Source organism: Rhodothermus marinus, from assembly GCF_009936275.1.
GTDB lineage: Bacteria > Bacteroidota > Rhodothermia > Rhodothermales > Rhodothermaceae > Rhodothermus > Rhodothermus marinus_A.
The window spans coordinates 3,297,727-3,310,604 of record NZ_AP019797.1 but is presented as its reverse complement, the minus strand read 5'-3'; the positions used below and the strand labels follow the sequence as shown (position 1 = coordinate 3,310,604).

Genomic DNA, 12,878 nt, shown 5'->3' with positions numbered 1-12,878 from the left:
ATGCGACCGGAGGAGCTGCGAAAAAAACAGGTAACGGTGGTGGGAGGCGCCCGAAGCGGGCTGGCCGTAGCCCGGCTGCTGCGGAAGGCGGGTGCCGAAGTGTTTCTGACCGAGCAGCAGCCGGCACCGCCGGGGCTGGAAGCGACGCTGGAGGAGCTGGGCGTGCGCTACGAGTTCGGCGGGCACACGCCCCGGGCGCTGGAGGCCGACCTAATGGTGATCAGTCCGGGCGTACCCTCGACGGCCCCGCTGGTGCAGCAGGCGCGGCGGATCGGCCTGCCCGTGTACTCCGAAATCGAGGTGGCCTCGTGGTTCTGCCGCGCGCCGATCGTGGCCGTCACGGGCACCAACGGCAAGACGACCACCACCAGCCTGATCGGCTACATCTTCCGGCGGGCCGGACGGCGCACGATCGTGGCCGGCAACATCGGCTATCCGTTTTCCGACTATGTGCTCGATACGACGCCCGACGATGTGGTGGTGCTGGAAGTCTCCAGCTTCCAGCTCGACCACGTGGCCACCTTCCGGCCGCGCGTGAGCGTGCTGCTGAACATCACGCCGGATCACCTGGACCGCTACAACTACAACTTCAATGAATATGCGCAGAGCAAATTCCGCATCTTCGCCAACCAGCGGGATGCGGATGTGCTGGTGTACAATCACGACGACGAACTCATCCGCATGGCGGCCGAGCGCGCCCATCGCAAACGGGGGTTGCGGGTGCTCGGCTTCAGCCAGCGGACGGAATTGCCGGCCGGCGCCTTCGTGCGCGACGGCTACCTGATCCTTCGGATCGAACAGCAGGAGGAAGTCCTTATGCACGCGAATGAGCTGGCCCTGCGCGGGCGACACAACCTGTACAACTCGCTGGCGGCGGCCGTTGCGGCCCGCGTCATGGAGGTGCGTAACGACGTGGTGCGCGAAAGCCTGGCAAGCTTCGAGGGCGTGCCGCACCGCCTGGAGTTCGTGCGCGAGCTTGACGGCGTGCGCTACGTCAACGACTCGAAGGCCACCAACGTGAACGCCGTGTGGTACGCCCTGGAGAGCTTCTCCTGCCCGATTGTGCTGATTGCCGGCGGGCGGGACAAGGGCAACGACTACTCGGTGCTCAAGCCGCTGGTGAAAGAGAAGGTGCGGGCGCTGGTAGCCATCGGCGAAAGCGCCGACAAGCTGTTGCGTGAGCTGGGGCCGCTCGTGCCGCACGCCGTCAAAGCGCAGAGCATGGAGGAAGCGATCCAGTACGCCCGCGTGTTTGCCGAGCCGGGCGACGTGGTGCTGCTCAGCCCGGCCTGCGCGTCGTTCGACATGTTCGAAAACTACGAGGATCGCGGCGACACCTTCCGCCGCCTGGTGATGAGTCTGCAATGAATCGACTGCGCGCGACATCCCGATCGAAGACGACCGCGGCGTCGAAGTCCTCGGCCGACCGCTACGTGCAGCTCGTGGTGGTGGCGCTGATGGCTTTCGGCGTGGTGGCCGTCTACAGTGCCGTGTCGTTCCTGGCCGAGACGAAGGCCGGGGGCGAACCGGAGCGCCTGCTGCTGCGCCATCTGGTGCGCGTGCTGCTGGCGGCCGGCGCGATCGTCGTGGTGTCGCGCATGGACTATCGGCGGCTGGCCCGTTGGAGCAAGCCGCTGCTGCTGGGCTCGCTGGGGTTGCTGTTGCTGGTGCAGGTGGCCGGCGTGGCCTTCGGCGGGGCGACGCGCTGGCTCCGCATCGGCTCGCTGGCCTTTCAGCCTTCGGAGCTGGCCGGCGTGGCATTGCTGCTGCACCTGTCGGTGCTGCTCACGCGCAAGCAGAGCTATATCAGTTCGTTCGATCGGGGCTTCCTTCCGCTGCTGTTCTGGATCCTGCTGACGGCCGTGCTGATCGGTATCGAAAACCTTTCGACGGCCGCCCTGCTGACGGCCACCATGTTGCTGCTGTGTTTTGTGGGGCGGGTGCGGGTGCTGCACCTGGCCGGCTCGGGGCTGCTCGGGCTGCTGCTGGCTACGTTGATGCTGCTGACCTCGCCGCAGCGGGCGGCCCGCGTGGAGGCTTTCCTGGGCACCAAGATTTTCCCGCACACGGAGGCCGAGGCGGTATTCGATCCACAGAATGAAGGGTATCAGGCGCGCCAGGCACGCATTGCCTTTGCCATGGGCGGGCTGACGGGCGTCGGGCCCGGCAAGAGCGTGCAGCGTGACTTTCTGCCGGCGCCCTACAACGACTTCATCTTTGCCATCGTGGCCGAGGAATACGGCATGATCGGGGCGCTGCTGCTGCTGGGAGCGCTGATGGTGCTGCTGTTTCGCGGGTACCTGCGTATTGCCCGGCACGCGCCCGACCCTTTAGGCTTTTTCCTGGCCTTCGGCGCCACGACCATGCTGGTGCTGCAGGGCTTCGTACATGCAGCGGTCACCTGTGGGCTGCTGCCGGTGACGGGCCTGCCGTTCCCGTTCGTGTCGTACGGCGGCACGTCGCTGCTGACCAGCGGTGTTCTGGTGGGGCTGCTGCTGAGCGTTTCCCGACGTGTTCAATCACCTGAAACGGAGCGGTCCTGATGTCCGAAGTGCTCCAGCGAGAACCTGAAGTGCCGGCGGCCGTGCTGGCGGCTGCCGGCGAGGTGCCGCGCGTGCTGCTGGCAGGCGGTGGCACCGGGGGCCATGTGTATCCGGCCATTGCCATTGCCGAGGCGATCCGGGCGCAATGTCCGGAAGCGGTGATCGCCTTTGCCGGCACGCGCGAGCGACTGGAATGGCGGGCCGTGCCGGCGGCCGGCTTCCCGATCTATCCGATTGCGGCCGCGGCGTTGCCGCGCCGGCCTTCACTCCGGATGTTGCAGGTGCCGGGGAAGCTGGCACAGGGGCTCACCGAAAGCCTGCAGCTTGTCCGGGCGTTCGATCCGGACGTCGTCGTGGGCACCGGCGGCTACGTGTCGGCACCGGTGCTTGTGGCGGCCCGGCTGCTGGGGCGCCCCCTTGTGCTGCAGGAGCAGAATGCCTTCCCGGGGCTGACCAACCGGCTGCTGGGGCGGTGGGCCGCCCGTGTCTACGTGGCTTTCCCGGAGGCGCAGGCCTACTTTCCGGCCGGACGGTGCGTGCTCAGCGGCAATCCGGTGCGGGCGTCGCTCCGAGACGTGTCCCGCCTGGAAGCCCGCCGCCGCTTCGGGCTGCCGGCCGAGGCACAGGTGCTGTTCGTCTTCGGCGGCTCGCTCGGCAGCATGGTGCTCAACGACGCGCTGCTGCAGGTGCTGCCGACGCTGCTCGAGGAGTCGCGCCTGCACCTGCTCTGGCAGACGGGCCGGGCGCACTACATGGCCGTGCGGCAACGGCTGGACGCGATGGCAAAGCAACTGCACCACCGGATTCGCCTGCTGCCCTACATCGAAGACATGGCGGCGGCCTATGCCGCGGCCGACCTGGTGCTGTGCCGCGCCGGTGCGCTGACCTGCAGCGAACTCATGGTGACCGGCACGCCGGCCATCCTGGTGCCGGCCACGCGCGTGGCGGCCGATCACCAGACGCGCAACGCCGAAAGTATGGAGCGTGCCGGAGCCGCCCGGCACGTACCGGAGGCTGTGCTGACCGAACGGCTGGTGCAGGAGGTGTGGACGCTGCTGGCCGACGCGGAGCGTCGTGCGGCCATGAGCGAGGCGGCGCGGCGCATGGCGCGTCCGGAAGCCGCCGCGCAGATTGCCGCCGACGTGCTGCAACTGGCAACCGAACGGAGAAAAAACAGGAAAACCGCATGATCCGTCGCGGAAACTGGCGCCGACCGCCCCTGTTCGGGCGGGTTCGCCATGTGCACATGGTGGGCATCGGCGGCATCGGCATGAGCTCGATCGCCGAGGTGCTCCTGCTGCGCGGTTTCCGCGTGACGGGGTCCGATCTGAAGCGCAGCGAGATCACGGAACGGCTGGAGCGACTGGGTGCCGTCGTCTACGAGGGCCATCGGCCCGAGCACGTGGGCGACGCCGACGTGGTGGTCTATTCGTCCGCCGTGCGGCCGCAGGAGAATCCGGAGACGCTGGAGGCGCTCCGCCGTCGGATTCCGCTGATTCCCCGGGCCGAGATGCTCGGCGAGCTGATGCGCATGAAGTTTGGCATCGGGGTGGCCGGCACGCACGGCAAGACGACCACCACGTCGATGGTAGGGCTGGTGGTGTCCGAAGGCGGGTTCGACCCGACGATCATTGTGGGCGGCAAGGTGGCCGCCTTCGAGTCGAACGCGGTGGCCGGCGAGGGCGACATCATCGTGATTGAGGCGGACGAATACGACCGCACGTTCCTGCGGCTGACGCCCACGCTGGCCGTGGTGACCAGCATCGAGCCGGAGCATCTGGACATCTACCGCGACCTGGACGACCTGATGGCCGCCTTTCGCCAGTTTGCCGGCAGCGTCCCCTTCTTCGGGGCCGCCATCCTGTGCCTGGACGATCCGAACGTGCAGGCGCTGGTGGGGCAGCTGGATCGCCGCGTGCGCACCTACGGGCTGGCCCGACAGGCGGAGATTCGCGCCGAAAATGTACAGTTCGAGGGCTTCGGCTCCCGTTTCGACGTGCTGCTGCAGGGCGAGCCGCTGGGCACGATCCAGCTTCAGGTGCCGGGTCTGCACAACGTGCGCAACGCACTGGCGGCCGTGGCCGTGGGGCTGGAGCTGGACATTCCGTTCGAGGCCATTCAGGCCGGGCTGGCCCGCTTTACGGGCGTCCGCCGTCGCTTCGAGCGGCTGGGCGAGGTGCACGGTGTGCTGGTCATCGACGACTACGCCCACCATCCGACGGAAATCCGGGCGACGCTGGAAGCGGCCGCCACGGCCATGCCCGACCGTCGGCTGGTGGCCGTCTTTCAACCGCACCTGTACAGTCGCACGCGGGACTTTCAGGAGGATTTTGCCCGGTCTTTCGTGGACGCCGACGTGCTGGTGGTGACCGACGTCTACGGCGCCCGCGAGGCGCCGATCCCGGGCGTTACCGGCGAGCGCATTGCCGAGCTGGCCCGGCGTTTCGGTCACCGCGACGTGCACTACGTACCCGAGCGTCAGCAGATTCCGGGCTACCTGCTGGAGCACGTGCTCCGGCCGGGTGATGCCGTGCTGTTCATGGGAGCCGGCGACATCTGGCGGGCCGCCCGCGAGCTGCTGGACTACCTGAAACTGACCGAAGCGTTGCCGCATGCCGCCTCGTAAGGCACATACGACCCGCAGGACTCCGACGAAGAAGTCGGGTGTCCGCCGCCGGCTGCTCCGGCTGCTGGTGACGGGGGTGCCGGTGCTGGCCCTCTGCGGCGTGGCCTGGCTGTGGCTGGAGAGCGTGCGGCTAACGCGCATTGAGATCGTGGGGGCGCGTCAGGCCGATCCCGGAGAGCTGCGGCGTCTGGCCGCCGTCGATTCCGGCACGGCGCTGTTCGACCTGGATCCGGCGCTGATTGCCGATCGGGTCGCGCGCCATCCGTGGGTGCAGGCGGCTTCGGTCACGCGCTGGCCCACCGGTACGCTGCGCATTGCCGTGGCAGAACGGGTGCCGGTGGTGCTTCAGATGGATGCCGGAGGCCGTCCCCTGCGCTATCTGGACGCCGAAGGCTACGGCATGCCGCCGGGACGCGGACCGGTCCCCGACGTGCCGCTGCTCTACGGCGTGCAGGGACCGGCCCATCCGATGCGACCGCTGGAGGATGAATCGGTGCGGGTGCTGCTGGCGGCCCTGGCCGGGCTGGAAGACCCGGCACGCGCGCTCATCTCGGAGATCGTGCGGGCGCCGGACGGCGAGTTCTGGCTCTACACGACGCCGGCAGCCGGACAGCACAGCGTTCCGGTTCGGCTGGGCCGGAAAGACTTCGAGCGGCGGCTGCGTCGTCTGGTGGCTTTCTGGCAACAGGCGGTGCTGACGCAACCACACAAGACGTTTTCGTTGATCGACCTGCGTTTTGCGAATCAGATCGTGGTGCGCGAGGAGGCGCATCCGTCCACCCAAAAATCTGCGATGGGCCATGAATGAGCGCATTGTTGTGGGCGTAGACATCGGCACCACGAAAGTGTGTGCCGTGGTGGCTTCGGCCGACGAGGCGAATCGGGTGAACATTCTGGGCGTCGGCGTGGCCGAGTCCGACGGCCTGAACCGGGGCGTCGTGGTGAACATCGACAAGACGGTGGCCTCGCTGCAGGCGGCCCTCCACGAGGCCGAGCGGACGGCCGGCATCCAGGTGCGCCAGGTGATCGTGGGCATTGCCGGCGATCACATCCAGAGCTTCCAGAGCCGCGGCGTCATCACCATCTCGAACCGGGACGGCGAGATCACGCGGCGCGACGTCGAGCGGCTGCTGGAAGACACCACGCATGTGGCGCTGCCCGCCGACCGGGAGATCCTGCACGTCATCCCGCAGGAGTTCATCGTGGACGGACAGGACGGCGTGGTCGATCCGGTGGGCATGAGCGGCGTGCGCCTGGAGGCCAATGTGCACATCATCACGGGGCTGGTGTCGGCCGCCAAAAACGTGTATCGCTGCGTCGAAAAGGCCGGCTACGAGGTGGCCGACCTGGTGCTCGAGCCGCTGGCTTCGTCGTTTGCCGTGCTGCACCCGGACGAAAAAGAAATAGGCGTGGCGCTGATCGACATCGGTGGCGGCACGACCGACATCGCCGTCTTCGAGGACAACACGATCCGGCACACCGGCGTGATTGCCGTGGCCGGCAACAAGGTGACCGACGACATCCGGAAGGGGCTGGGGATCATGCGCGACCAGGCCGAGCGGCTCAAGTGCCGCTTCGGGGTGGCCATGGTCGATCTGATCGAAGAGGACGAGGAGATCACCATTCCGGGCATCGGCGGGCGACCTGAAAAGCGCATCAGCCGAAGCACGCTGGCGCAGATCATTCAGCCGCGCATGGAGGAAATTCTGGAGATTGCGGCCATCGAGATCAAGCGGAGCGGGTATGCGCGGCATCTGGCGGCCGGTGTGGTGCTCACCGGCGGCGGCGCGCTCATTCCGGGCACGGCCGAACTGGCGGCCGACGTGCTCGGCATGGAAGCCCGGATCGGTTCGCCCATGGGGATTTCGGGCGGCATGGTGGCCGAGGTGAGCGATCCGAAGTTTTCCACGGCCGTGGGGCTGGTCCTCTACGGCCTGCGACCCGAACTGATCGGGTCGCCCGGTCTGAGCCAGGAGGTCCACGCCCGGAGTGCTGGCGAATCGATGCCGGGTGAAATGCTGTTGCGCAAGATCGCCAGCCGCATGAAGGCCTGGTTCAACGAACTGTAGTCGGGGCACGATGGCGACGGGGATGCTCGCCCCGGCGCCTGAGGAATAAACAAGCTGAACCACAACCAAAAATTGAGGGGAGTCATGGAACAGTCCATCAGTTCGCGCTTCGCGTTCGACGACTCGGCGCATCCGGAAGCGAAGATCTGTGTCGTCGGGATCGGCGGTGGTGGCGGCAACGCCATCAACAACATGCTGGAGCGGGGCATCCAGGGTGTCGATTTCATCGCGATCAACACGGATGCCCAGGCGCTGGCCGCCAACAAGGCGCCCGTGAAGATTCAGGTCGGACGCAATCTGACCAAGGGCCTGGGTGCCGGCGCCCGACCTGCCGTCGGCGCGCAGGCTGTCGAGGAAAGCCGTGAGGAGATCGAACAGGCGCTCAAAGGCTATGACATGGTCTTCATCACGGCCGGCATGGGCGGCGGCACGGGTACCGGCGGTGCGCCCGTGGTGGCCGCCATCGCCCGGAAGCTGGGCATCCTGACGGTGGCCATCGTCACGAAACCCTTCGAGTGCGAGGGGCCCAAGCGCATGAAGGCCGCCCTCGACGGTATTGCCCTGCTCAAGGAAAACGTCGATACGCTGATCGTCATCCCGAACGAGCGCCTGCTCGACATTTCCGACGAGAATACCACGCTGCTGGAAGCTTTTGCGAAGGCCGACGAGGTGCTCTACAACGCCACGCGCGGCATCAGCGATCTGATCACCGTGCACGGCCTGATCAACCTAGACTTCGCCGATGTGAAGACTACCATGCAGAACGGGGGCACGGCGATCATGGGCTCGGCGGTGGCCTCGGGCGAGAACCGGGCCGAAAAGGCGGCCATTGCGGCCATTTCGAGCCCGCTGCTGGACGGGCTATCGATCGCCGGAGCCCGGAACGTGCTGGTCAACATCACGGCCGGCCGGTCGCTGGGTATCCGGGAGGCCACCACGGCCGTTCGTATCATCCAGCAGGAAGCCGGCGAGGACGTGGAGGTCATCTTCGGTACGGTGATCGACGATAACATGGGCGACGATCTGCGCGTGACGGTCATCGCCACCGGCTTCGACCGCGAGCAGCGGCCGGAGACGGTGGGACGTCGCCGGACCGTCCCGCTCGAGCCCGAAGACCCGTACATCAACTACAAAGGCGAGGAGAATCTGAAGCGGCTCGACACGCCGGCTTTCGAACGGCGCGTCATTCCGGGCACGACGCCGGCCGAAGGGGAACGCCTGGGAAACATCCGCCGGCTGCAGGCGGACGAACTCCGGGAGCGGGGCGAACGTATCCGGAAGGACAATCCGGACACGCCGGCTTTTTTGCGCAAGATGCTGGACTGATGCGGCCGCGTGATCGGTCGCCTCGCCCGCGACATCGGTGACATACAGATGACACCGACGTTTCCGAGATTGCCCGTGCATTGCGGTGGCCGAGGCCGGGCCGGACCCGGACGGCCAGCCCGACGGGTGGCGGGTGCGCAGCACCCCACCACCGGACCGACGAGCACGGTCCGTACACTGCAGGTTGCCCCGACCTGCAGGGGTTGTGGTTCAGCGGGCGGCCGATGAGGCTGCTAACAGAAAAGGGCCGCGTCCAGTCAGACGCGGCCCTTTCTGGTTTTGCTCCGAAACGATCCGTTTAGGCTCAGGGCCCGAATTTGAACAGCAACCCGCCGGCGATCGTCACCAGATCGACATCGCCCAGGACGGTAACCTGCGCCTGTACGAAGGGCCGAATCGGACCAACGCCGAAGCGGGCACCGCCGATCAGATTGATGCCGGTGTCGGTATCGCTGGCGCTGAATTCGCCGAAGTCGCCCAGGTCGGCACTGACCGACGTACGAGCAATACCCAGGCCGGCCCCCACATAGGGCGTAAAGACAAGACCCGGCCCGAAGCCCAGCAGGGCATTCAGACCCAGTTGCCAGAACGTTACATTTTCTTCCATGAAGTAGTAGTCGAACGTGGCCTGGAAGTCGATGGGCAGGACCATGACGCCCAGCCGGGCATCGACGCCCACAAAGGCCTCTTCTACATCTCCCCCGATGTCATAACCGACGCGGGGACCCAGTTCAAACGTAACCGGCGAGGGGACCTGCGCCTTTGCAGCGGTCACAAAAAAGAGGGCGGTCAGCAGTAAAGCTGCGTGTCTCATGGCGATGGTACGGTTTGGTTTTAGATAACGGGATCGCTGTTTCGAGAAGAAAGGATTGTGCCGTATTTTCCGGGAACGGCGCTGAATGCGCCTTAAGATACAATGCACGTGTTGAAACGGCAAGCGCCCGGATAACGAATTTGTAACCTTGAAGCCAAACATTTTTTCTGTCATTATTTCTAAAGCTTTGGCTATCGGGCTCCTGATCTTGCTCGGAATATCCGGACTTTCAGGCGTAAGGGCCCAGACGTGGGGGCTGGTGTGGCGGCTTCCGGACGACACGGTGCAGGCACTGCACCAGTGGCAGCACATCCGACAGACTGGCGCCGAAGCGCTGCGGCTGGAGACGGATTCGGTGCCGGCGTGGTTGCTGACGGCGGCCGACTCGCTGGGGCTTGCGCTTTTCGTTGAGCTACCGATCACGGAAGAGCCGGCCCGGCAACTTCGACGGCGTTGGCCTGAAGCCCGGGAAATGCTGCGCAGGCTGCTGGCGCAGATTGCCGGGCACCCCTCGGTGCGGGCCGTCGGGCTGGCCCGGCTGGCCGACACGGCCGATCCGGAAGCCTGCGCCTACTTCGAGTCGCTGCGGGATGACGTGCGACGGGCGCGTCCGGACCTGCAGGTGTACTACGAGACGCGCTTCATCGAGGGCGATCGGTGCGGGAAGGCGGTGGATTTTGTGCTGCTGGACGCGCGCGATGCCGCAGATCCCCTGCAACTGCTCCGGCGCTGGCAGCAGGCGCATCCGACGGTGCCTGTCGGACTCGGGCGGCTGGGCACCTGGGTCCGGGCCGATACGCTCCGTGGCCTGCGCGTGCCGCACTCGCCCGAATGGCAGGCGCGCTATCTGGAGCATCATCTGAACCGTCTGCAGGGGGCTTTTGAGGGGTGGGTGTTCGTCTACCGCTGGCAGGATGTCGAGCGTCGGCGGCCAGCGCTGCACCTGGATCGCCCGTTTGTGGAAGCCTATGGCCTGCACGATCAGCAGGGGCGGGCGCGACCGGCGCTTGATGTGGTGCGTGGCGTATTTGCGGGAACGCAAACGGTCTTTGCCTTTCCGGCCGGGCGTTCTCCGTCGGATTCCTGGCCCTGGGCGGTGCTGGTCGGATGGGTGCCGATCGTACTGCTGGTGCTGAGCTACCGGCTCTCGCCGCTGTTTCGGTTGCTGGGAGCGCGTTACTTCCGGGCACACGGCTTCTATGCCGAGGCTGTGCAGTACGGCCGTGATCTTCCGACGGGGGCGCTGAGCGTGCTGGGACTGGCCGAAGGGGTGGCGCTGGGCGTCACGCTGGCCGTCACGGCCGCGATGCTTCGGGAAAGTCCGGCCGCCGCCTGGCTGGTCGGACTGCTTCCGCCGGAACTGGCAACGCCGATCGTTGAAGCTGTTCGGACGCCCTCTGTGCTGCTCCTCGTGGTGCCGGGGAGTCTCGTGCTGCTGGGAGGCTGGGCGCTGGGGGTGCGACTGCTCAGCCGATGGGGACGGCGCACCGGCTTCGTGCAGGCCTGGACGCTGGCGCACATGCCCCGGTGGCCGCTCTTTTTGTTGATGATCGCCGCGCTCAGCCTGAAGCCGGATGCCGGGACCGGGCACGTCCTGCTGGCGCTATGGCTGCTCGTGGAAGGCTGGGCGCTGGTGCGAACGCTCCGCGACGTGGCGCAGGTGGTGGCAGGACCGGGCTGGCTGCGTGCGGTGCTGGCCGTGCTGCACCCCGGATGCTGGCTACTCCTTGCCGTGCTGTTCGGGCTGAGCCGGGGGCTCTACACCGGCCATACCGTCATGCTCTGGCATCTGCTCACCGTCCGGTAGCGGGATCGTTTCGGGCGTGCGGGTCAGCTCCGCCCAGACTTTTTCGGCAAAGGCATAAAACGGCTGCTTCTGGTGCAGCCAGCCGAAGTGCAGGGCAAAGGGCGTCACTTCCATGTAGTCGCCGCGTCCCGGCAGGCGCGTCAACAGGTTCAGCAGCAACCGGCGCAGAAACGGCGATGGAATCCCGCGAAGCGAATACACAAAGCGGTCCGTGTAGTAGCGGCAGGTTACCCGGTTGAAGTCGGGGTCGTGGGAGGTCAGGTCGTCGATGTAATCCAGTTGCGGGCTGTTCTGGCCGGCAAACCAGGGGAAAACGGGCAGGTTCAGCCGACTCATGGCCATGGCGAGGCTCCACTCACAGGATTCCTCGCTGCGGCCTTCGTGGAGGCGGCTGCGGAAGTGCGTCTCGTGGCGGCGGGCGAGAAACTCCGAGGCCAGTTCGCAGACGGTGCGCGTCAGCGTCGCATCCTGCGCGTAGATCATTCCGGCCTGCACGCGCGGCAGATAGGTCAGGCCGAAGCGGCGCAGCGTCCGGCGCCGGCGATCCAGCAGCACATCGAGTACCACGCCGAGGCCTTTGGGGCCGCCGAAAAAGAAGTCGGCACGCTCCAGGCCGGTGGCCGTGAACGGAAAGGCCGCAAGTTGTTGCCAGAGCGGATCGGGATTGCGGCACCAGATCATGTCGGCATCGACGAACAGGCACCGGTCGAAGGGCATGAACCGGTGTAGATGGTGTTTGAAACCGACGATGGAGCGATGCGCCTCGGGCAGCGGCGCGATCACCTGAAAGAGTCGATCCAGCCCGTGCCGTTCCAGCAGCGCCCGGTGCTCGTCCGGACAGAAAAGCGCCACCGGCCGGTTCGGGTCGTGCCGCCGCAGCGTGATTACCGAAGCCACCGCATGGCGCACGTAGCGCTCGGCGCCATAGGTGTGCAGTACGTATCCCTCCTGAAGCGGACCGGCCATTACGTTAAGGTTAAGACCCGGGGTCTCAACCCAACGATACGAAAGGCGCCGGGTTTTCGGCAAAGATTTGAAATTTTCGTTTTACGAAGAACTGGAGCGGGCCAGCTGGGCCTGCTTTTTCCGGAGGCTGTTCATGAGCGCGTCGAAGCCCCGCTTGCGGATCACGCTCTGGAAGGAGCGGGCGTAGCCTTCGACGGTGCTCACCTCGTCGATGATGATGTCGTAGGCCTTCCACTGGCCGTCGCGGCGCGTGAACAGATAGACCACCTGCGTGGGCGTTTCCTTGTAGGTGACGGTGGTAACGACGCGGGCGCTGTCGCCCTGCACCTCGACGCGGTCGTAGCGCACGCGGGCACGGTAGATGTCCAGGTCCGAGAGCGACTGCTCGCGCACGATGTCGCTGAAGACCTCGACGAACTCCTGTCGCTGCGCGGGGGTCAGGTCGTTCCAGAAGGGACCCAGTGCCAGCCGGCCCATCGTCTCGAAGTCGACGACGCCGTTGATCAGGTCTTTGAGCTGCTCGCGGCGTTCGGACGTCAGCGGACCGGCGTCGAGCAGCGCTTTGATCTGGCGGTCGCGCGACTCCAGCAGTTGGCGGAGTTTCTGCGCTTCGGGACTGGACTGCGCCCGGGCAACGGAAAAGCTACCGAGCAGCAGGCCGATCAGCAGCAGCACGAGAAGTTTCGGGGTGTTCATTATCGCAGCAGGTTGTTGGCGAATCAGGTGT

At 66.2% G+C, this 12,878-nt stretch carries 11 protein-coding genes; 8 read left to right on the top strand and 3 right to left on the bottom strand.

The features are described from left to right. The 7 genes from murD (at position 1) to ftsZ (ending at position 8,564) form a co-directional block, all read left to right on the top strand. The gene (gene murD, locus GYH26_RS14495) at positions 1 to 1,368 is read left to right on the top strand and encodes a UDP-N-acetylmuramoyl-L-alanine--D-glutamate ligase (RefSeq protein ID WP_161542255.1); all 1,368 of its coding nucleotides are present in this window, start codon (positions 1 to 3) and stop codon (positions 1,366 to 1,368) included. Continuing rightward, a complete protein-coding gene (locus GYH26_RS14490) occupies positions 1,365 to 2,543 on the top strand; it encodes an FtsW/RodA/SpoVE family cell cycle protein (RefSeq protein WP_161542254.1) in 1,179 nt (392 codons plus the stop codon). Before murD ends, GYH26_RS14490 begins: the two co-directional genes overlap by 4 nt. Further along, positions 2,543 to 3,733, top strand: coding sequence for an undecaprenyldiphospho-muramoylpentapeptide beta-N-acetylglucosaminyltransferase (gene murG / locus GYH26_RS14485; protein ID WP_161542253.1), 1,191 nt, complete (start codon positions 2,543 to 2,545; stop codon positions 3,731 to 3,733). The genes GYH26_RS14490 and murG overlap by 1 nt, the downstream gene beginning before the upstream one ends. Before the next feature lie 29 nt (positions 3,734 to 3,762). After that, positions 3,763 to 5,169 (top strand): UDP-N-acetylmuramate--L-alanine ligase, encoded by a 1,407-nt coding sequence (murC, locus tag GYH26_RS14480; RefSeq protein ID WP_174238104.1) that lies wholly within the window; start codon positions 3,763 to 3,765, stop codon positions 5,167 to 5,169. After that, positions 5,156 to 5,977 carry a cell division protein FtsQ/DivIB gene (locus GYH26_RS14475; protein WP_161542251.1) on the top strand — a complete coding sequence of 274 codons (822 nt, stop codon included), beginning with the start codon at positions 5,156 to 5,158 and terminating at the stop codon, positions 5,975 to 5,977. Before murC ends, GYH26_RS14475 begins: the two co-directional genes overlap by 14 nt. Further along, a complete protein-coding gene (ftsA, locus tag GYH26_RS14470) occupies positions 5,970 to 7,238 on the top strand; it encodes a cell division protein FtsA (protein ID WP_161542250.1) in 1,269 nt (422 codons plus the stop codon). The genes GYH26_RS14475 and ftsA overlap by 8 nt, the downstream gene beginning before the upstream one ends. 84 nt (positions 7,239 to 7,322) lie before the next feature. Further along, positions 7,323 to 8,564: a cell division protein FtsZ gene (gene ftsZ / locus GYH26_RS14465; protein WP_161542249.1), complete on the top strand. Its 1,242-nt coding sequence runs from the start codon at positions 7,323 to 7,325 to the stop codon at positions 8,562 to 8,564. Positions 8,565 to 8,868: 304 nt separating this feature from the next. Here the strand turns inward: ftsZ and GYH26_RS14460 are convergent, their stop codons facing one another. After that, on the bottom strand, positions 8,869 to 9,378 hold the full coding sequence (locus GYH26_RS14460; RefSeq protein WP_161542248.1) for an outer membrane protein: 510 nt from the start codon (positions 9,376 to 9,378) through the stop codon (positions 8,869 to 8,871). Between the two features lie 187 nt (positions 9,379 to 9,565). Between GYH26_RS14460 and GYH26_RS14455 the strand changes: the two genes are divergently transcribed. After that, positions 9,566 to 11,185: a hypothetical protein gene (locus GYH26_RS14455; RefSeq protein WP_206751732.1), complete on the top strand. Its 1,620-nt coding sequence runs from the start codon at positions 9,566 to 9,568 to the stop codon at positions 11,183 to 11,185. Here the strand turns inward: GYH26_RS14455 and GYH26_RS14450 are convergent. Together GYH26_RS14450 and GYH26_RS14445 are read right to left on the bottom strand one after the other, a co-directional pair. After that, positions 11,099 to 12,151 carry a hypothetical protein gene (locus GYH26_RS14450; RefSeq protein ID WP_161542246.1) on the bottom strand — a complete coding sequence of 351 codons (1,053 nt, stop codon included), beginning with the start codon at positions 12,149 to 12,151 and terminating at the stop codon, positions 11,099 to 11,101. The two genes, GYH26_RS14455 and GYH26_RS14450, sit on opposite strands and share 87 nt — an antisense overlap. Before the next feature lie 81 nt (positions 12,152 to 12,232). Continuing rightward, complete coding sequence (locus GYH26_RS14445) at positions 12,233 to 12,847, bottom strand: MlaC/ttg2D family ABC transporter substrate-binding protein (RefSeq protein ID WP_012845175.1); 615 nt, start codon at positions 12,845 to 12,847, stop codon at positions 12,233 to 12,235. Positions 12,848 to 12,878 lie beyond the last annotated feature (31 nt).